The sequence below is a fragment of the Mycolicibacterium sp. XJ879 genome (genome assembly GCF_053483935.1).
This window is the reverse complement of record NZ_JBEFTH010000009.1, coordinates 66,101-86,014: the sequence shown is the minus strand read 5'-3', so window position 1 is coordinate 86,014 and position 19,914 is coordinate 66,101. Positions and strand designations below refer to the sequence as shown.

The window sequence follows — 19,914 nt, the reverse complement described above, 5'->3', positions numbered from 1 at the left end:
AACACGTCGGCGAGCCGACAGTTGAACACGTCGGCGAGCCGACAGTTGAACACCGTTCAGGTTAGTGCACGGACGACGGCGAGCATCGCCGAGCAGATCTTGGCGATCTCCTCGGGCGTGCAAATGTAGGGCGGCATGACGTAGATGAGGTTGCGAAACGGACGCAGCCACACCCCGTGCTCGATCGCGACGGGCGTGGCCACCTCCAGATCCACGGGGCTTTCCATCTCGATGACGCCGATCGCGCCCAGCACCCTGACGTCGGCGACGCCGGGCAGCGTCGCGGCGGGCGCCAGCCCCGAACGCAGGCCGTCCTCGATGGCGCCCACGCGCGCCCGCCAGTCGTCGTCGCGGAGAAGTTCCACCGACGCCACCCCGACCGCGCACGCCAGCGCGTTGGCCATGAACGTCGGGCCGTGCATCAGCGCGCCGGGTTCGGAGCCGCCGATCGTCTGCGCCACTTCGCGGGTGCACAGCGTGGCCGCCAGCGTGATGTAACCGCCCGTCAGCGCCTTGCCGACGCACATGATGTCGGGGGTGATCCCAGCGTGGTCGGCGGCGAACAGTTCGCCGGTGCGGCCGAAGCCGGTGGCGATCTCGTCGAAGATCAACAGCACGTGGTGGCGACGGCACATCTCGCGAAGGTCGCTCAGATAGCGCGGGTCATGGAATCGCATGCCGCCCGCGCCCTGGACCACGGGTTCGACGATGACGGCCGCCAGTTCATCGGCGTGGCCCGCAAGCTGCTTCTCGAACACCTCGCTGTAGGCGGGGTCGTAGTCCGACGGCACCTGCGGCGCGAACACCTGCCGGGTGAGCACATCGGTCCACAGCTGGTGCATGCCGCCGTCGGGGTCGCAGACGCTCATCGGCGTGAAGGTGTCGCCGTGATATCCGCCACGCCAGGTCATCAGCCGGTGCTTGGCAGCGCGGCCCATGCTGCGCCAATACTGCAGCGCCATCTTCGCCGCCACCTCCACCGACACCGACCCGGAGTCGCTGAAGAACACGGTGTCCAGCCCGTCGGGTGTCAGCTCGACCAGCAGCTGGGCGAGCCGCGCGGCGGGTTCGTGGGTCAGCCCGCCGAACATGACGTGGTTCATGGTGGCGAGCTGCTCGGTGATCGCCGCGTCCAGCACCGGGTGACCGTGGCCGTGGACGGCGGTCCACCACGACGCCATCGCGTCGAGCACCTCGACGTCGCGGCCGCGGTGGTGCAGCGTCAACCAGGCGCCGCGCGCGCCGACGGCGACGACCGGAGCCTGTGCGCCCGCACCGATCCTGCTGTACGGATGCCAGACGTGCGCGGCGTCGACCGCGATGATCTCGGCAGGCGTCATTTTCGGCACCTTAGGTAGATTATCGGTCAACCATGATGACCCTCGCCCCTCCCCGGCCGGCGTCTGCCACCGGACCGGGACAGTCCTCGCGCGCCAATACGGCGAACACGAGTGCGCGCGCATCGGGGTTCTACCGGCACGACCTCGACGGTCTGCGTGGCATCGCGATCCTTCTGGTCGCGGTCTTTCACGTGTGGTTCGGGCGGGTCTCCGGCGGCGTGGACGTGTTTCTTGCGCTGTCGGGATTCTTCTTCGGCGGAAAGCTGCTGCGCGCGGCGATGAAACCGGGGGCGTCGCTGTCGCCGGTGCCGGAGGTGACGCGGCTGGTGCGGCGGTTGCTGCCGGCGATGGTGGTGGTGCTCGCGGCGTCGGCAGTGCTGACGATCCTCATCCAACCCGAAACCCGTTGGGAAGCCTTCGCTTCCCAGAGCCTGGCCAGCCTCGGCTACTACCAGAACTGGGAGTTGGCCACCTCCGCGGCGGACTACCTACGCGCCGGTGAAGCCGTCAGCCCGCTGCAGCACATCTGGTCGATGTCGGTGCAGGGCCAGTTCTACATCGCGTTTTTGATCCTGATCTTCGGGTTCGCGTACCTGTTCCGTCGCATCCTCGGGCGGCATATGCGGGCCGTGTTCGTCGCGCTGCTGACCGCGCTGACCGTCGCGTCGTTCGTTTACGCGATCTTCGCCCACAACGCCGATCAGTCGGCCGCCTACTACAACAGCTTCGCGCGGGCGTGGGAATTGCTGCTCGGTGCGTTGGTCGGCGCGCTGGTGCCCTACGTGCGCTGGCCGATGTGGTTGCGCACGACGGTCGCGGTGGTGGCATTGGCCGCGATCCTGTCCTGCGGCGCGCTGATCGACGGGGTCAACGAGTTCCCCGGCCCGTGGGCGCTGGTGCCGGTGGGCGCGACGGTCCTGCTGATCCTGTCGGCGGCGAACCGGGCGGCCGATCCACACACCGGTGGCCGGATGCCCGCGCCCAACCGGTTGCTGGCGTCGGCGCCGTTCGTCTCGCTCGGATCGATGGCGTACTCGCTGTACCTGTGGCACTGGCCGCTGCTGATCTTCTGGCTGGCCTACACCGGGCACAACAGTGCCGGCTTCCTCGAGGGTGCCGGCGTGCTGCTGGTCTCCTGTGTGCTGGCCTGGCTGACCACCAAGTACGTGGAGAACCCGCTGCGTTACCGCGCTCAGGCGTCGTCGGCGCCTGTGGTGCCGCTGCGGATCCGGCTGCGACGGCCGACGATGGTGCTGGGCTCGATGGTCGCGCTGCTGGGGGTCGCGTTGACCGCGACATCGTTCACGTGGCGGGAGCACATCATCGTCGAACGCGCGAGCGGCAAAGAGCTGGCCGGTCTTTCGTCACGCGATTATCCCGGTGCCCGCGCGCTGGTCGAGAAGGTTCGGGTGCCCAAGCTGCCGATGCGCCCGACGGTGCTGGAGGCCAAGAACGACATCCCGCAGACCACCACCGACGGCTGCATCAGCGACTTCGACGACGTCGACATCATCAACTGCACCTACGGCGACAAAGACGCCATCCGCACCATCGCGCTGGCCGGCGGATCGCACGCCGAGCACTGGATCACCGCCCTCGACCTGCTCGGCCGCCTGCACCATTTCAAGGTCGTCACCTATCTGAAGATGGGTTGCCCGTTGAGCACCGAGAAGATGCCGAGGGTGATGGGCAACAACCGGCCGTACCCGAAATGTCGCCAATGGAATGAGCGGGTGCTGCCGCAGCTCATCGCCGATCGGCCCGACTACGTATTCACCACATCCACCCGGCCGTGGAACATCAAACCCGGTGACGTGATGCCGAGCTTCTATCTCGGCATCTGGCAGGCGTTCGCCGACAACGGTATTCCCGTGCTGGCTATGCGGGACACCCCCTGGCTGGTGCGCAACAACAAGCCGTATCTGGCCGCCGACTGCATCGCCAACGGCGGCGACGCCACGTCGTGCGGGATCAAACGGTCCGACGTGCTGTCGTCGCGCAACCCCACGCGCAACTACCTCGCGCGATTCCCGAACCTGCGCCCGCTGGACATGAGCGATGCGGTGTGCCGCAAGGACATCTGCCGCGTGGTGGAAGGCAATGTGCTCGTCTACCACGACGCGCACCACATCTCCAGCACCTACATGCGCACGATGACGGCCGAACTCGGTCGTCAGATGGCCGCCGCCACCGGCTGGTGGGTTGATTGATGACATCAGGACGCGCACCGGTATTGACCGTATGGCCCGGTGCGCCTTACCCGTTGGGCGCCACCTACGACGGTGGCGGTACGAACTTCTCGCTGTTCTCGGAAGTGGCCGAGAAGGTCGAACTGTGTCTGATCGCCAAGGACGGCACCGAACAGCGCATCGCACTCGACGAAGTCGACGGCTACGTGTGGCACTGCTACCTGCCCACCGTCGTGCCGGGGCAGCGCTACGGCTATCGGGTGCACGGGCCGTGGGACCCCGCGGCAGGCCACCGCTGCGATCCGAGCAAGCTGCTGCTGGACCCGTACGGCAAGTCCTTCCACGGCAACTTCGCCTTCTCGCAGGCGCTGTACTCCTATGACCTCGACGCCGAGGACCCGGCGTCCGGCGGCGTGCCTCCGCAGGTCGACTCCCTGGGCCACACCATGACCAGCGTGGTGATCAACCCCTACTTCGATTGGGCGTCGGATCGCGCACCACGTACCCCGTACCACGAGACGGTGATCTATGAGGCGCATGTCAAGGGCATGACCCAGACCCATCCCGGCATTCCCGAGGAGCTGCGCGGCACCTACGCCGGCCTGGCGCATCCGGTCATCATCGACCACCTCAAGTCGCTCAACGTCACCGCGATCGAGCTGATGCCCGTGCACCAGTTCCTCCACGATCACCGGCTGATCGACTTGGGTCTGCGAAACTATTGGGGCTACAACACGTTCGGCTTCTTCGCCCCGCACTACGAATACGCAGCGAACAAACATGCCGGCGGCGCGGTCGCCGAGTTCAAGGCCATGGTCCGCGCGTTTCACGAAGCCGGGATCGAGGTCATCCTCGACGTGGTCTACAACCACACGGCCGAAGGCAACCACCTGGGCCCCACGCTGAACTTCCGGGGCATCGACAACACCGCTTACTACCGCCTCGATGACGACGACCTGAGGTTCTACAAGGACTTCACCGGCACCGGCAACAGCCTCAACGCCCGCAACCCGCACACGCTGCAGTTGATCATGGACTCGCTGCGCTACTGGGTGCTGGAGATGCACGTCGACGGCTTCCGTTTCGACCTGGCCGCCAGCCTGGCCCGGGAGTTCTACGACGTCGACCGCCTGAGCGCGTTTTTCGACTTGGTGCAACAGGATCCGGTGGTCAGCCAGGTCAAGCTGATCGCCGAACCGTGGGACGTCGGCGAGGGCGGCTACCAGGTGGGCAACTTCCCAGGTTTGTGGACCGAGTGGAACGGGAAGTATCGCGACACTGTGCGTGACTACTGGCGGGGCGAGCCCGCAACCCTGGGTGAGTTCGCCTCGCGGCTGACCGGATCGTCGGACCTCTATGAGGAGACCGGCAGGCGCCCGAGCGCCAGCATCAACTTCGTCACTTGCCACGACGGGTTCACGCTGGCTGATCTGGTGTCCTACAACGAGAAGCACAACGAGGCCAACGGCGAGGACAACCGCGACGGCGAGAGCCACAACCGGTCGTGGAACTGCGGTGTGGAGGGCCCGACCGACGACCCCGACATCCTGGCGCTGCGCGCCAGGCAGATGCGCAACATCATGGGCACGCTGATGGTGTCGCAGGGCACACCGATGATCTCGCACGGCGACGAGGTCGGCCGCAGCCAAGGCGGCAACAACAACGTCTACTGCCAGGACTCCGAAATCTCGTGGATGGACTGGTCGTTGTGCGAGAGAAACGCCGACCTACTGGAGTTCACCCGCAAGGTCGTGCAGTTGCGCACCGACCACCCGGTGTTCCGCAGGCGACGGTTCTTCGAAGGTAAGCCGATCCGCTCCGGCGACCAGGTCCGCGACATCGCGTGGCTGACCCCCGCGGGTGAGGAGATGACGCTGGAGGACTGGGAGCACGGTCTCGGCAAATGCGTCGCGGTGTTCCTCAACGGGGATGCCATCACGACACCGGATGCGCGCGGTCAACGTGTGGTCGACGATTCGTTTCTGCTGTGTTTCAACGCCTACGACCAACCGCAGGACTTCGTCGCACCGACGGGGTACTACGCCGCTCAGTGGAGCGCCGCGCTGGACACCGCGCATCCCACCGGCGCCAGCGATCTGGTGGTCGGAGCGGGCGAGAAGATCTCCCTGCAGGCGCGGTCCCTGCTGGTGATGCGTAAGACCGCCTAGCGTATGCCGTCCCGGGTGCTTTCGACGTATCGGCTGCAGATGCGCGGCGACTGCTTCACCTTCGCCGACGCCGAAGCTCAGCTCGATTACCTTGCGTCGCTGGGTGTTTCACACCTGTACCTGTCGCCGATCCTGACGGCCGCCGAGGGGTCCAGCCACGGCTACGACGTCACCGACCCCACGACGGTGTCGGCGGCGTTGGGCGGACCGCAGGGGTTGGCGCGGCTGTCGCAGGCGGCGCGGGCACGCGGCATGGGGCTGATCGTTGACATCGTGCCCAACCACGTCGGCGTCGAGCGGCCCGAGCAGAACCCGTGGTGGTGGGATGTGCTCAAAAACGGCCGTGATTCCGCGTACAGCTCGTTCTTCGATATCGACTGGGAGCTAGGCGACGGGCGGGTCGTGCTTCCGGTGCTGGGTTCCGACGACGACGTCGTTGATCTGCAGGTCGACGGTGACGTGCTGCGCCTCGGCGATCTGGTGTACCCGATCGCCCCCGGGACCGGTGACGGATCGGGCGCCGAAGTCCATGAGCGGCAGCACTACCGTCTCATCGGGTGGCGAAACGGCATCTGCGGCTACCGCCGCTTCTTCTCGATCACCTCACTGGCCGGACTCCGTCAGGAGGACCGGGCGGTGTTCGACGCCACCCATGTCGAGGTCAAACGCTGGTTCGACGCGGGCCTGGTCGACGGGGTGCGCATCGACCACCCCGACGGGCTGTCGGACCCCACGGGATACCTGGCGTGGTTGCGTGAGCTCACCGGACCGGATGCGTGGATCGTCGTCGAGAAGATCCTGGCGCCCGACGAGCCGCTGGAACCGACGCTGCCGATCGCAGGCACCACCGGATACGACGTGATGCGCGAAATCGGTGGTGTGTTCCTCGATTCCGGCGGTGAGCAGCCGCTGACCAACCTGTTCGACTCCGCCGGCGTGCCCTACAGCTCGATGCCGGAGCTGGCCCGAAACCTCAAGTCCGAGGCCGTGACCGAGACCCTGGCCAGCGAGCTGGCCCGGTTGCGCCGCACCGTCGTGGCCGCCACCGGCGCCGACCACGACGATCTGCCCGCGGCGATCGCTGCGTTGCTCAGCCGCGTCGGCGTCTACCGATCCGATTACCGGTCGTTGTCGGCAGTGCTGCCCATCGCGTTCGCCCAAACCGCTACCGTGCGACCGGATCTGGCGGCCCCGCTAGCGCTGGTCGCTGCGGCGTTGGCTGCGCGCCCGGAAGTCGACGTCCGGTTACAGCAGCTGTGCGGTGCCGCGACGGCGAAGTCCATGGAGGACTGCCTGTTCTACCGCGACGCGCGGTTGGTCTCGCTCAACGAGGTCGGCTCGGAACCGCACCTGTTCGGGGTCAGCGTCGCGGAGTTTCATCAACGGGCGGCGGTGCGTGCGCGGATATGGCCGGCCGCGATGGTCGGTCTGACCACCCACGACACCAAACGCGGTGAGGATGTGCGCGCCAGGATCGGGGTGCTGTCCCAGGTCCCTGCGCTGTGGGCGGAGCTGACCGGCAAATGGGGCCTGTCCACCCCGCCGCCGGATGCGGCCACCGGTCTTTTCCTGTGGCAGAACCTGTTCGGCGTATGGCCAGCCGACGGGGACATCACCGACACCCTGCGGCAGCGAGTGCACGGCTACGCCGAGAAGGCAATCCGCGAAGCCGCGGTGCACACCACCTGGAACGATCCCGACAGCGACTTCGAGTCCACGGTGCACGCGTGGCTCGACGCGGTGTTCGACGGGCCGGTGGCGTCCGAGATGACGTCGCTGGTGGCCCGCCTCGACGCGCACGCGCACAGCGACGCGCTGGGCCAGAAGCTACTGGGCCTCACTGTGCCCGGTGTTCCCGACGTCTACCAGGGCACCGAACTGTGGGAGGACAGCCTCGTCGACCCCGACAACCGCAGGCCCGTCGACTATTCGGTGCGCCGCGACGCGTTGCACGCGATGCGACATCCGAAGCTGCGGGTGGTGGCGGCGGCGCTGGCGCTGCGGCGGGAGCGCCCGGATACGTTTTCTGAGGGCGGCTACCGTCCGATGCTGGCCGACGGACCCGCCGCCGAGCACCTGTTGGGCTTCCTGCGCGGTTGTGACGTGCTGACCGCAGTGACCCGCCACTCCGTGCGACTGTCCGAAACCGGCTGGGGCGACACGTCATTGACGCTGCCAGCGGGGATGTGGGCAGACCGGCTCTCGGGTGTCCGGCACCGTGGCGACGTGTTGGCCGCTGAGCTGTTCGCCGACCTGCCGGTGGCCTTGCTGGAGCAGATCGATGGTTGAGTTCGCGGTCTGGGCGCCGGTGCCCGAGCGGGTCCGTCTCGACGTCGACGGCACCCGCTACGACATGGACCGCGGCGACGACGGCTGGTGGCGTGCCGAGGTGACCGCCCGCCCGGACGCCCGCTACGGCTTCGTTCTCGACGACGGTGCTGGTTTCGACGACACCGTGCTGCCCGACCCGCGCTCCGCCCGCCAACCGGACGGTGTGCACGACAGATCGCAACTGTGGCAGCCGGATCCGTCGGTGTGGACGGACGACGGGTGGACGGGCCGCTCGATCGAGGGTCAGGTGATCTACGAGCTGCACGTCGGCACCTTCACTGGCGAGGGCACGTTCGACGCCGCGATCGAAAAACTGGACTACCTGGTCGACCTGGGGGTCGACTTCGTCGAGTTGATGCCGGTGAACGCGTTCGGCGGGACACACGGGTGGGGCTACGACGGTGTGCTGTGGTACGCGGTGCACGAACCGTACGGCGGACCCGACGGGCTGGTCCGCCTCATCGACGCCTGCCACGCGCGCGGCCTGGGCGTGCTGATCGACGCCGTCTTCAACCACCTCGGTCCGTCCGGGAATTACCTGCCGCGGTTCGGGCCCTACCTGTCGTCGGGCAGCAACCCGTGGGGCGAGTCCATCAACATCTCCGGCCCCGACGCCGACGAAGTGCGCCGCTACATCCTCGACTGCGCGCTGCGGTGGATGCGGGACTTCCACGCTGACGGGCTGCGCTTGGACGCCGTGCATGCGCTGGTGGACACCACCGCCATCCACATCCTCGAGGAACTGTCCGCCGAAACCGACGCGCTGGCAGCGGAGTTGGGTCGCCCACTGTCGCTGATCGCCGAAAGCGACCTCAACGACCCGCGGCTGATCACGCCGCGTGACCGCGGCGGCTACGGGATGACCGCCCAGTGGGACGACGACATCCATCACGCCATCCACGCCGCGGTATCAGGTGAACGTCAGGGCTACTACGGCGATTTCGGATCGCTGGACGCGCTGGCTGCCACACTGAAGAACGGCTACTTCCACGCGGGGACCTACTCCTCGTTCCGGCACCGCCGCCACGGCCGGCCGTTGGACACGTCGACAATTCCGGCGACCCGACTGCTGGCCTACACGCTGACCCACGACCAGGTGGGCAACCGGGCGGTCGGTGACCGACCGTCGCAGAACCTGACGACCGGCCAACTCGCGGTCAAGGCGGCGCTGGTACTCGGATCCCCCTACACGGCAATGATGTTCATGGGCGAGGAATGGGGTTCGTCGTCGCCGTTTCAGTTCTTCAGCTCCCATCCGGAGCCGGAGTTGGCCAGGGCCACCGCCGAGGGGCGCAAACGCGAGTTCGCCGAGCACGGCTGGAACGCCGACGAGATCCCCGACCCGCAGGACCCCGGGACGTTTCTGCGGTCCAAACTCAACTGGGACGAAGTCGACGACGGCGACCATGCCCGGCTGCTCGACCTCTACCGGCAGCTGATCGCGTTGCGTGACAACCACTCCGATTTCACCGACCCGTGGCTGGACCACCTGCGGATCGAGTACGACGAGGCGCAGCGGTGGATCGTGATGCACCGCGGCGCGTTCGCGGTGGCGTGCAATCTCGGCATCGAAGCCGTCGACGTCCCGGTCACCGGCGAGGTGGTGCTGGCCTCGGACGATCCGACGGTCGGCGCGGAAGCCACCCGGCTGCCGGGTCATTCGTTCGTGGTTGTCAAGTCGCTGTCCACAGGCGACGACCCTGTGGATAACTGATTGGCGCAATTCGTCGAGCGCGGGTGATGCTCGGCGGTATGACCGACTGCTATCCCCCGCCGCCCATCGAAACCGCAACCGACCCGATCCACTCGACCGCCGACCTATGCCAACGATGGCGCGCCCTGATGGGGCCGCTCGGATTCGGCCAGCGGTTGCTGTGGGTCGGCTTCGTCGGTCCCGACCAGTGCATGATCAAGGCGTACAGCCAGATTCCGCTGGGCTCGGGGGCCAACCCGGAACTCGCCGAATTGGTCATATCCGGGGTGTCTGACGTCCTGCTCGACTTTCCACAGGGCACCACGGTGGCACTGCTGTTGACACGGCCGGGCATCGGGCCGGTCTCGCACCTGGACCGGCGGTGGTCGGCGCTGTTGACCGAAGCCGCTGCCGCCCACGAGGTTGCGCTCGAGCCGATCTTCCGTGCGCACGACGAGTCGCTCGTGCTTGTGGAGCCTCGCGTGGACGCCGCGGTGTGACTAGAGCAGGAAACGGTATGCCGGCGAACCGGGTTCGAGCGCCTCCACGTGCATATCGGAGGCCGCCATCCGCTCCAGCAGCCCTTCGAGGTCGGCCGCCGAGCTGAGCTCGATACCGACCAGCGCCTCACCGGTCTCGCGGTTGTTGCGCTTGACGTACTCGAACAGCGTGATGTCGTCGCCCGGCCCCAGCACGCCGTCGAGGAAACGCCGCAGCGCGCCGGGCTCCTGCGGAAAGTCCACGAGGAAATAGTGTTTTAGGCCGAGGTGCACCAGTGAACGCTCGAGCACCTCCCCGTAGCGCGACACGTCGTTGTTGCCCCCGGACACCACGCACACCACGGTGGATCCGGGTTCGATCTCGGCCTCCATCAACCCCGCGACCGACAGCGCGCCCGCAGGTTCGGCGATGATGCCTTCGTTCTGGTACAGGTCGAGCATCGCCGTGCACACCGCGCCCTCGTCGACCGTGGTGATCGACACCATGTCCCCTGCGGCGGCCAGCGCCGCGTACGTCAACTCACCCGCCCGGTTCACCGCCGCACCGTCGACGAACTGGTCGACGGAATTCAGGGTCACCGGCCCGCCGGCGGCCAGCGCGGCGATCATCGCCGCCGCACCCGCGGGTTCGATGCCGAGCACCGAGGTGCCCGATGTCCGTTCGGCCAGATACGTGGTGATACCGGCGATACAGCCGCCGCCGCCGACCGGAACGATCACCAGATCCGGTTCCTCGTCGAGTTGATCGAGGATCTCGGCGGCGATGGTGCCCTGGCCGGCCATCGTGCGCAGATCGTCGTAGGGCGGCACCAAGGTCGCACCGGTCCGCGCGACGTCGTCGAGCGCTGCCGCCGCGGCCTCGTCGTAGGTCTTGCCGACGACGATCAACTCGATGAACTCACGGCCGTGATAACGGATCCGGTCCCGCTTCTGTTTGGGTGTCTTGCCCGGCACGTAGACGCGGCCGTGGATACCCATCGACCGGCACGCCATCGCGAACCCCTGGGCGTGGTTGCCCGCCGACGAGCACACCACCCCGCCGGCAGTCTCCTCCGAGGACAACTGCATCAACATGTTGTGGGCGCCGCGCAGCTTGTACGAGCGGACCGGCTGTAGATCCTCGCGCTTGAGGTACACCGTGGCGCCGGTCGCATCCGAGAGCCGTTCGCTGAACTGCAGCGGGCTGCGCAGCACCACGCCGGCAATTCGCTGAGCCGCATCGTCAATGTCCGCAGCACGAAGTTGCCGCGCACGCGTGCGGATACTCTGGCTCAGTTCAGCGGTCACCGGACAATGGTGCCACCAACCTGCGGTTATCAGCTAATCGGGGTCAACACGAACACCGGGATCGCCCGGTCGGTCTTGATCTGGTAGTCGGCGTAATCCGGGTAGGCATCGACCGCGCGCTCCCACCACAGCGCCTTTTCCTCGCCGAAGACCTCGCGCGCCTCGTAGTCCTTGGTGACCGCGCCGTCCTGCAACTGCACCAGCGGATGCGCCTTGACGTTGTAGTACCAGACCGGATTCTTCGGCGCGCCGCCCAACGACGCAACGACCGCGTACTGACCGTCGTGTTCCACCCGCATCAGCGGCGTCTTGCGGATCTTGCCGGTCTTCGCGCCCACCGTGGTCAGCAGGATGATCGGCCTACCATTCAGGTCCACGCCGGTGGTGGTGCCGGACTCCAGGATCTTGTCGGCGTGTTCGCGCACCCAGTCCCACGGGCTGGGCTCGTATTCTCCGGAAAAAGCCATGTGACCACCTTAGATCCGCTATGTGATCCGATCCCCGGATCCAGTGTTTCGGCTAGCCGAAACTTCGGTTACGAGCTATCGTGGCCATATGACCGTACGCGACGAAGTCAGCATCGCCGGCGTTCCCTGGCCGGTGTACAAGGTGCTGTCTTTGGTCATCGGTTTCGTGGTCCTGGCGATCGTGGCGTTCGCGACGATGTCGGCGGCGCCGGCTGTGCTGGCCGCCGCGGCCGCAGCCACCGTGACGTGGCTTTTTCTGCGCCCGTTTCAGCGTTCCGGCAGCACCGACTGATTCTGGACGAGTTGACGCAACGTCGATAGGCCGGCGGCCACCGGGGCAGCGTCGGGCGTCAAATTCGTATGCTTCGGCGCGGTCGATGTACCGGGCGAGCGTGCGACGATACTCGCCGTGACCCGGTTGATCACGCTGCTGGCAGTCAACGCTGTTCCGGCTGCAGGTTGGTTCATCGGGGACTGGTCAGCCGGGACGACCCTCGCGGTGTACTGGTTCGAGAACCTTGCGGGATCGGTGTGTGTCGCGGTCCTCATCGCCGCGCATCAGCGGTTGCGTCCTCGCCGCGGACATTTCGCGTATCAGGCACCCGACCGGCGCGGCGCCCAGTCGTCGTCCTTCATCAGCGGTTTTCTCATCACCAGCCTGGCGTTCTGCGCGGCGCACGGCATCTTCCTCGGCGTGATTTTGCTCCTGCTCGACCACAGTGGCCAGCGCGGTCTCGCTGTGGTGGCCTGGCCAAGCGTGCTGACCGGGTGCGTGATCGTGCTGGTCTTACTCGTCATCGATCTCGCTGTCGATCTCGTTCGGGTGCGCAGTTGGACCTTCTTGCGGATCGAGCGGACGGCCTACCGCGGCCTCGGACGCGTCGGCGTCGTCCATCTGACACTCATTTTCGGTCTTTTCGGTATGGCGATGACCGATACGCCCGCAGCGTTGTTCGGGATCTTTGTGGTGCTGAAAACCCTGTACGCACTCACCATGGCGCTGCCACAGTGGGAACCGGCCACCGCGCCCGAGCGGCTCAGCCGTGTGATGAACCGCCTACCCAACGTGCGTCCGGGTGAGAGCTTCGAAGATCGCTGGATAAAAGACCGAGCCGACGAAGCTGACCGGCGCGAAAGAAACGAACAACCCTGGGCCGGCGTCCGACGCTGATCGACGGCCGCGGATCAACCGCCGAGGCAGCCGGGACCGAGCAGGGCCTTGAGATCACCCATCAACGCCGACGACGGCGTCACCCGCAGCGACGAATCCAGTTCCAGGGTGGTGATCCGCTCACCGCTGATCAGCCTCAGATGCACCTGCGAGGTGCCCGGGTGGCGGGCCAGCACCTGTTTGAGCGCGCTGACCTTGTCGACCGTGCACTGCCGCGTCGGCAGGCTGACCGCCACCGGCCGGTCCAATACGGCGGTGGAGAAGTCCGGCACCACCAACTCGTTGGCGATCACCGAGATCCTGTCGTCGCGGATCGCCACCTTCGCGCCGACCAGCACCACCGCATCGTCGGCGATCTCCGCACCGAACATGGAGTAGGTCTGCGGGAAGAACAACACCTCGATCCCGCCGGTGAGGTCCTCCAATTGCGCTGAGGCCCAGGGCAGTCCGTTCTTGTTGACCCGGCGGTTCACCGAGGCGAGGATGCCGCCGATGCGCACCTGAGTGTCGTTGGGGACGTCACCGTCGAGGATGGCTGGGATCTGCGTGTCGACCTGCGCGGTCAGCAGATGGGCGATTCCGTTGAGCGGATGGCCCGATACGTACAGGCCCAGCATCTCGCGTTCGAGCGCGAGTTTGTGCTTGTCCTCCCACTCCTCGTCGGGCACCTTGATCGTGAACACCGCGTCGGTGGCGGTGTCGGCGCCGCCGAACAGGTCGAACTGGCCCATCGCCTCGGCCTTCTTGGTGCCCAGCACCGAGTCGACCGCGTCGGTGTGAATCAGGAACAGACCCTTGCGCGGATGGCCCAGCGAGTCGAACGCGCCCGCCTTGATCAGCGACTCGGTCACCTTCTTGTTGCAGGCGGCGATGTCGATCTTGTTCAGGTAGTCGGAGAAGTCGATGTACTTACCCTTCTCCGTACGGGTATTAATCAGCGACGCAACGACATTCGCACCGACGTTGCGCACAGCGCCCAGCCCGTACCGGATGTCCTCCCCCACGGAGGCGAAGTTCACCGCGGACTCGTTGACGTCCGGGGGCAGCACCGTGATGCCGAGCCTGCGGCAGTCGGAGAGGTAGACGGCCGCCTTGTCCTTGTCGTCGCCCACCGACGTCAGCAGCCCCGCCATGTACTCGGCCTTGTAGTTGGCCTTGAGGTAGGCGGTCCAGTACGACACCAGCCCATAGCCGGCTGCGTGCGACTTGTTGAACGCGTAGTCGGCGAACGGCAATACGGTGTCCCACAACGCCTTGATGGCACCGGCGGAAAACCCGTTGGCTTTCATCCCGTCGGAGAAGCCCTCGTACTCCTTGTCGAGCACCTCGCGCTTCTTCTTGCCCATGGCCTTGCGCAGAATGTCGGCTCGGGCCAGGGAGTAACCGGCCACCTTCTGCGCGATGCGCATTATCTGCTCTTGGTAGACGATCAGGCCGTAGGTCTCGGCGAGGATGTCGCGCAACGGCTCCTCGAGCTCGGGGTGGATGGGTTTGATCCCCTGGCGGCCGTTCTTGCGGTCGGCGTAGTCGTTGTGGGCGTTCATGCCCATCGGGCCGGGCCGGTACAACGCCAGCACCGCGACGATGTCGTCGAACCCGGTGGGCTGCATGCGGCGCAGCAGATCGCGCATCGGCCCGCCGTCGAGCTGGAACACCCCCAGCGTGTCCCCGCGGCCCAGCAGCTCGTAGGTCGCCGGGTCGTCCATCGGGACGGTGTCCAGATCCAGGTCGATGCCGCGGTTGGCTTTGATGTTCTCCAGCGCGTCGCCGATGATCGTCAGGTTGCGCAGCCCGAGGAAGTCCATCTTCAACAGGCCGATTTCTTCGCACGACGGGTAGTCCCAACCGGTGATGACGGCGCCGTCCTGCGGACGCCGCCACAGCGGGATGGCATCCATCAGCGGTTCGGAGCTCATGATCACCGCGCAGGCGTGCACGCCCGCATTGCGGACCAAACCCTCGAGGCCGCGCGCGGTTTCGTAGATCGTGCGCACGTCGGGGTCGGTGTCGATCAGGTTGCGGACCTCGGCGGCTTCCTTGTACCGCTCATGGTTGGGGTCGGTGATCCCGGCGACGGGGATGTCCTTGGCCATGATCGGCGGCGGCAGCGCCTTGGTGATCCGGTCGGCGATGGCGAAGCCGGGCTGCCCGTAGTGCACCCGGGCCGCGTCCTTGAGCGCGGCCTTGGTCTTGATGGTGCCGAACGTGATGACCTGGGCCACCCGGTCGTTACCCCAGCGCTCGGCGGCGTAGCGCACCATCTCACCGCGGCGACGGTCGTCGAAGTCGATGTCGATGTCGGGCATCGACGCGCGTTCGGGGTTGAGGAACCGCTCGAACAGCAGCCCGTGTTCGATCGGGTCGATGTCGGTGATCCGCAGCGCGTAGGCGACCAGCGATCCCGCCGCCGATCCGCGGCCCGGACCCACCCGGATGTCGACCGAGCGTGCGTAGTTGATCAGGTCGGCCACGATCAGAAAGTACGACGGGTAGCCCTTCGCGCAGATGACGTCGATCTCGTAGGCCGCGCGGTCGACGTAGTGCTGCGGGACCCCCGCCGGGAAGCGTCGCGCCAGCCCCGCGTCGACCTCATGGCGCAGCCAGGACGCCTGGTCGTGGCCTTCCGGCACCGGAAATGTCGGCATCCGGTCGCGCTGTTCCCACACGTCGGCGTAGGACGACACCCGTTCGGCGATCAGCAGCGTGGCATCGCAGGCTCCGGGCACCTGGTCGTCCCACAGGGCGCGCATCTCGGCGGCGGACTTCAGGAAGTAGCCGTCACCGTCGAACTTGAACCGGTTGGGATCCGACAGCGTTTTTCCCGTCTGGATACACAACAGCGCCTCGTGGTTCTGGGCGGCGTCGCGGGTGACGTAGTGGCAGTCGTTGGTGGCCAGCGGCGGGATGCCGAGCTTGCGGCCGATCTCCAACAGACCCTCGCGCACGCGCCGTTCGATGTCGAGGCCGTGATCCATCAACTCGAGGAAAAAGTTGTCGGGCCCGAAGATCTCGCGCCATTTGGCGGCCGCCTCGAGCGCCTCGCGGTCATGGCCGAGCCGCAGCCGGGTCTGCACCTCGCCGGAAGGACAGCCGGTGGTAGCGATGATGCCGGCCGCGTGTTCGGCGATGAGTTCGGCGTCCATCCGCGACCACTTGCCCAACTGGCCCTCGAAGGACGCCAGGGACGACAGCTTGAACAGGTTGCGCAACCCGGTCGCGTTCTCGGCGACCATCGTCATATGGGTGTAGGAACCGCTGCCCGAGACGTCGTCACTCTTCTGGCCCGGATCACCCCACAGGATGCGTTTGGTGTCGAACCTCGACGCCGGGGCGATATAGGCCTCGACACCGATGATCGGCTTGATTCCCACCTCGGTCGCCTTGTTGTAGAACTCGCTGGCGCCGAACATGTTTCCGTGGTCGGTCATCCCGACCGCAGGCATCTCCAGGCGCTGCGCCTCGGTAAGCATCGGCGTGATCTTCGCGGCACCGTCCAGCATCGAGTACTCGGTGTGGTTGTGGAGGTGCACGAAGGACCGCGAAGACGAACCGCTCATAGGCAGGCCAGTCTATGGCCGAGCTGCGACACTTCCCGGCGTGTCGCGCTGCGTGTCTCTGGCCGGCCCTTCTCAGGTCGGGGCGGCAGTGAGCGGCCGGGTGCACGACGGACCGTTCAGCAATCTCCCCGCCAGGAGTCGATGTAGTTGCTTGGCAATTTCGTCGACGTCGGTGGACGAATGCACGAAGCCGGCGAAAAAACCCACCCCCCAAAACATCGCGGCCAGCAGATCGGCGACGGCGGCCACGTCGACGTCGGCGGGGACCTCGCCGCGCCGTGCCGCGCCCTCGACCAGCCAGCGGTAGAATCCGCCCACCGCTTCGGCGATGAGTGAGCTGCCGCCGCGCAGCGCGGGGCTGCGGTGCAGGTCCAGGCGCGACGTGATGACGAACCGGGTGGCCGAGCCGTCGGGAGTGTCCGCCCGGCGCACGGCGGCAACGAACGCCGTTAACTGTTTCAGCAGGTTCTGCTCGCGTTTGGCGACCGCGATGCAATCGGACACCATCGCATGGGCTTGTCGGCCCAGCTCGTCGTAGATCTGCTCTTTGGTGTCGAAGTAGTAATGCATCGTCGGGCGGCTGAACCCGGAGCGCTGCGCGATGGCCTGAAACGTCGTCGCCTCGTAGCCGCGTTCGCTGAATACGTGGCGTGCCGCGCGCAGGATGCTCGCGCGCGTCTCGCCTGAGTCGGATCCGGCCGGACGGCCACGTCCGCGTCCACCTCGCGCCAGCTCGTTCCGACAGGTCACGAGCAAACGCTAGGGCATTGCTGAATCAAGGTCAACAGCAACGTGTCGCCGAGGGCACGCGAAGTTAGCTGTCAGCGGCCAACGCCAACGCGCGCCGATCGTCTCGCGCGCGCCGCACGGCGTCCACGCTGAACACCAGCAGCGCCATCCAGATCAACGCGAAGCCCAGCCAGCGCGCAGGCGGCATCGGCTCACCTCCGACGACCACGCCCCAGGCCATCTGCAGCGCCGGGTTCAGGTAGAACAACACGCCCAGCGTCACAAGTGGCAAACGCTGCGCCGCAGCGGCGAAGAGCAGCAACGGGATTGCGGTCACTGGTCCGGCCAGCAACAGCAGCGCGGCCTGGTCGGGCCCGTGGTTGACGAAGTGCGCCTGCCCGACGGCCTGTAGCCACAGCAGGTAGCCGATCGCCGCCGGCAGCGCCCATAGCGTTTCCACCGTCACGCTCACCCGCGGGTCGGCATCGACCACCTTCTTGATCAGCCCGTACAGACCGAACGACACGGCCAGCACGAGCGCGATGTACGGCGGCTCGCCCACCTCGACGGTCAGGATCGCCACCGCGACGACCGCCAGCACCAACGCCACCAGCTGCCAGGTACCCAGCCGCTCCCGGAAAATCACCACCCCCAGCGCCACGCTGATCAACGGGTTGATGAAGTACCCGAGCGCGGCGTCCACCACGTGCCCGTTGGTGACGGACCAGATGTAGGTGCCCCAGTTGATCGCGATGAACGCCGAGGCGGCCAACAGCTGCAGCCAGGCCCGCCTGCTGAGCCGACGCAGGTCACCGATCCGGTGCGCGACCGCCAGGATCGTCAGCAGGAACACGGCGCTCCACACGAAGCGGTGCGCCAGCACCTCGGTCGCGGTGGCCGGCAGCAGCAGCAGGAAGAAACCCGGGCACAAACCCCACCAGACGTAGGCGCCGACCCCGAACAACAACCCGGATCGACGGGTCTGGGTCACAGTTCGTGATTGCGCAGCACGTCAAGGGCGTGCTGCAGATCGGCCGGGTATGGGCTGGTGATCTCCACGCGCCGGCCGTCGGCCGGATGCGCGAAGGCCAACGACCTGGCGTGCAACCACTGGCGGGTCAGGTCAAGCCGTTTCGCCAGGGTGGGGTCCGCGCCGTAGGTGAGGTCACCGACACAGGGGTGATGCAGCGCGGCGAAATGCACGCGGATCTGGTGGGTACGCCCGGTTTCCAGCTCGATGTCGAGCAGGCTGGCGGCCTGGTGGGCTTCCAGGGTGTCGTAGTGGGTGATGCTGTGCCTGCCGTGCTCGGTGACCGCGAATTTCCAGTCGTGGCCCCGGTGCCGCCCGATCGGCGCGTCGATGGTTCCGCTCGACGGATCCGGATGTCCTTGTACCAGCGCGTGATAGCGCTTCTCGACGGTGCGTTGTTTGAACGCCCGCTTCAGCACGGTGTACGCACGCTCGGACAGCGCCACCACCATGACACCCGAGGTGCCGACGTCGAGGCGGTGCACGATGCCTTGGCGCTCGTGGATGCCCGACGTGCTGATGCGATACCCGGCGGCGGCCAGCCCGCCCAGCACCGTCGGCCCGCTCCACCCGACGGTGGCGTGGGCCGCCACGCCGGGCGGTTTGTCGACCGCCACGATGTCGGCGTCCGAGTACAGGATCGCCATGCCCTCGATCTCGACGGGCGTATTCTCAACCGGCGCAGGGGCTTCCGGCAACTGCACGTCTAGCCACGCCCCGGCCGTGAGCTTGTCGGATTTGCCGACCCGCGAACCGTCCAGGTTGATGCCGCCGTCGTCGGCCATGGCGGCAACCGCCGTCCGCGACAACCCGAGCAGCCGCGCCAATCCGGCGTCCACGCGCATCCCGGCCAGCCCGTCGGGGACCGGCATCGATCGGCTGGCCATCAGCCGCCGTCGTTGCCGGCGCTACGCCTACCGACCGTGTCGAAATCGAACCCGAACAGCGACAGCACCACCAGCAGGATGGCACCACCGACCACCGAGGGGTCGGCCACGTTGAACACCGGCCACCAGCCGATGGACAGGAAGTCGACGACGTGGCCGTGCAGCGGACCCGGCGAGCGGAAGAACCGGTCGACCAGGTTGCCCATCGCACCACCGAGAATCATGCCCAGTCCGACGGCCCACCATGGCGACACCAGCCTGCGGCCCATCCAGATGATGCCGATCACCACGCCCGTCGCGATCAATGTCAGCACCCACGTGTAACCGGTCGCCATCGAGAACGCCGCCCCGGAGTTGCGCACCAGGGTCCAGGTCACGGTATCGCCGATGATCGACACCGGCTGCCCTGGCGTCAGGAGTTTCACCGCGAGCACCTTCGTGACGATGTCGGCCGCCAACACCACCGCAGCGACGGTGAGCAGCATGCGCAGCCGGCGTTTCGGCGCAGGCTGCGGCGCCGCGTCGGCCGGCACTGCGGCGTGCTCGCCCTCGTCGGTCACGGGCC

At 66.8% G+C, this 19,914-nt stretch carries 15 protein-coding genes; 7 read left to right on the top strand and 8 right to left on the bottom strand.

Annotated elements, in window-relative coordinates:
- Positions 1 to 56 precede the first annotated feature (56 nt).
- The gene (locus tag ABQF13_RS19295; protein WP_448394388.1) at positions 57 to 1,349 is read right to left on the bottom strand and encodes an adenosylmethionine--8-amino-7-oxononanoate transaminase; all 1,293 of its coding nucleotides are present in this window, start codon (positions 1,347 to 1,349) and stop codon (positions 57 to 59) included.
- Positions 1,350 to 1,372: 23 nt separating this feature from the next.
- On the opposite strand from ABQF13_RS19295, the gene ABQF13_RS19290 reads away from it, so the two are divergent.
- The 5 genes from ABQF13_RS19290 to ABQF13_RS19270 are packed head-to-tail and all read left to right on the top strand — an operon-like array spanning position 1,373 to position 10,221.
- Positions 1,373 to 3,550 (top strand): acetyltransferase SucT, encoded by a 2,178-nt coding sequence (locus ABQF13_RS19290; RefSeq protein WP_448394387.1) that lies wholly within the window; start codon positions 1,373 to 1,375, stop codon positions 3,548 to 3,550.
- The gene (glgX, locus tag ABQF13_RS19285; RefSeq protein WP_448394386.1) at positions 3,550 to 5,697 is read left to right on the top strand and encodes a glycogen debranching protein GlgX; all 2,148 of its coding nucleotides are present in this window, start codon (positions 3,550 to 3,552) and stop codon (positions 5,695 to 5,697) included. The genes ABQF13_RS19290 and glgX overlap by 1 nt, the downstream gene beginning before the upstream one ends.
- 3 nt (positions 5,698 to 5,700) lie before the next feature.
- Positions 5,701 to 7,986, top strand: a complete 2,286-nt coding sequence (gene treY, locus ABQF13_RS19280; protein WP_448394385.1) for a malto-oligosyltrehalose synthase — start codon at positions 5,701 to 5,703, stop codon at positions 7,984 to 7,986.
- Entirely contained in the window at positions 7,979 to 9,742 is a 1,764-nt protein-coding gene (gene treZ / locus ABQF13_RS19275; protein ID WP_448394384.1) for a malto-oligosyltrehalose trehalohydrolase, read from the top strand. The genes treY and treZ overlap by 8 nt, the downstream gene beginning before the upstream one ends.
- Before the next feature lie 38 nt (positions 9,743 to 9,780).
- Positions 9,781 to 10,221: a hypothetical protein gene (locus ABQF13_RS19270; protein WP_448394383.1), complete on the top strand. Its 441-nt coding sequence runs from the start codon at positions 9,781 to 9,783 to the stop codon at positions 10,219 to 10,221.
- Here the strand turns inward: ABQF13_RS19270 and ilvA are convergent, their stop codons facing one another.
- Positions 10,222 to 11,508 carry a threonine ammonia-lyase IlvA gene (ilvA, locus tag ABQF13_RS19265; RefSeq protein WP_448394382.1) on the bottom strand — a complete coding sequence of 429 codons (1,287 nt, stop codon included), beginning with the start codon at positions 11,506 to 11,508 and terminating at the stop codon, positions 10,222 to 10,224.
- A 29-nt stretch (positions 11,509 to 11,537) separates the two neighbouring features.
- Positions 11,538 to 11,975, bottom strand: a complete 438-nt coding sequence (locus ABQF13_RS19260; protein ID WP_448394381.1) for a nitroreductase family deazaflavin-dependent oxidoreductase — start codon at positions 11,973 to 11,975, stop codon at positions 11,538 to 11,540.
- Positions 11,976 to 12,063: 88 nt separating this feature from the next.
- Here ABQF13_RS19260 and ABQF13_RS19255 point away from each other — a divergent pair, with 88 nt between their 5' ends.
- Together ABQF13_RS19255 and ABQF13_RS19250 are read left to right on the top strand one after the other, a co-directional pair.
- Positions 12,064 to 12,267, top strand: coding sequence for a hypothetical protein (locus tag ABQF13_RS19255; RefSeq protein ID WP_448394380.1), 204 nt, complete (start codon positions 12,064 to 12,066; stop codon positions 12,265 to 12,267).
- Positions 12,268 to 12,375: 108 nt separating this feature from the next.
- Positions 12,376 to 13,146, top strand: coding sequence for a DUF6498-containing protein (locus ABQF13_RS19250; RefSeq protein WP_448394497.1), 771 nt, complete (start codon positions 12,376 to 12,378; stop codon positions 13,144 to 13,146).
- A gap of 14 nt (positions 13,147 to 13,160) precedes the next feature.
- Here the strand turns inward: ABQF13_RS19250 and dnaE are convergent, their stop codons facing one another.
- The 5 genes from dnaE to lspA all read right to left on the bottom strand — a co-directional run bounded on the left by dnaE (position 13,161) and on the right by lspA (position 19,909).
- Positions 13,161 to 16,703, bottom strand: coding sequence for a DNA polymerase III subunit alpha (gene dnaE, locus ABQF13_RS19245; RefSeq protein ID WP_448394379.1), 3,543 nt, complete (start codon positions 16,701 to 16,703; stop codon positions 13,161 to 13,163).
- Between the two features lie 72 nt (positions 16,704 to 16,775).
- A complete protein-coding gene (locus ABQF13_RS19240; protein ID WP_448394378.1) occupies positions 16,776 to 17,453 on the bottom strand; it encodes a TetR/AcrR family transcriptional regulator in 678 nt (225 codons plus the stop codon).
- A 64-nt stretch (positions 17,454 to 17,517) separates the two neighbouring features.
- Entirely contained in the window at positions 17,518 to 18,423 is a 906-nt protein-coding gene (rarD, locus tag ABQF13_RS19235) for an EamA family transporter RarD (protein WP_448394377.1), read from the bottom strand.
- The gene (locus ABQF13_RS19230; protein WP_448394376.1) at positions 18,420 to 19,349 is read right to left on the bottom strand and encodes an RluA family pseudouridine synthase; all 930 of its coding nucleotides are present in this window, start codon (positions 19,347 to 19,349) and stop codon (positions 18,420 to 18,422) included. Before ABQF13_RS19230 ends, rarD begins: the two co-directional genes overlap by 4 nt.
- Positions 19,349 to 19,909, bottom strand: coding sequence for a signal peptidase II (gene lspA, locus ABQF13_RS19225; RefSeq protein WP_448394496.1), 561 nt, complete (start codon positions 19,907 to 19,909; stop codon positions 19,349 to 19,351). Before lspA ends, ABQF13_RS19230 begins: the two co-directional genes overlap by 1 nt.
- Positions 19,910 to 19,914: the final 5 nt, after the last annotated feature.

What these genes read in the sequence shown, in the direction of transcription:
- ABQF13_RS19290 (WP_448394387.1), top strand. Translation starts at nt 1,373, where the DNA reads ATGATGACCCTCGCCCCTCCCCGGCCGGCGTCTGCCACCGGACCGGGA.
- glgX (WP_448394386.1), top strand. Translation starts at nt 3,550, where the DNA reads ATGACATCAGGACGCGCACCGGTATTGACCGTATGGCCCGGTGCGCCT.
- treY (WP_448394385.1), top strand. Translation starts at nt 5,701, where the DNA reads ATGCCGTCCCGGGTGCTTTCGACGTATCGGCTGCAGATGCGCGGCGAC.
- treZ (WP_448394384.1), top strand. Translation starts at nt 7,979, where the DNA reads ATGGTTGAGTTCGCGGTCTGGGCGCCGGTGCCCGAGCGGGTCCGTCTC.
- ABQF13_RS19270 (WP_448394383.1), top strand. Translation starts at nt 9,781, where the DNA reads ATGACCGACTGCTATCCCCCGCCGCCCATCGAAACCGCAACCGACCCG.
- ABQF13_RS19260 (WP_448394381.1), bottom strand. Translation starts at nt 11,975, where the DNA reads ATGGCTTTTTCCGGAGAATACGAGCCCAGCCCGTGGGACTGGGTGCGC.
- ABQF13_RS19255 (WP_448394380.1), top strand. Translation starts at nt 12,064, where the DNA reads ATGACCGTACGCGACGAAGTCAGCATCGCCGGCGTTCCCTGGCCGGTG.
- dnaE (WP_448394379.1), bottom strand. Translation starts at nt 16,703, where the DNA reads ATGAGCGGTTCGTCTTCGCGGTCCTTCGTGCACCTCCACAACCACACC.
- ABQF13_RS19230 (WP_448394376.1), bottom strand. Translation starts at nt 19,349, where the DNA reads ATGGCCAGCCGATCGATGCCGGTCCCCGACGGGCTGGCCGGGATGCGC.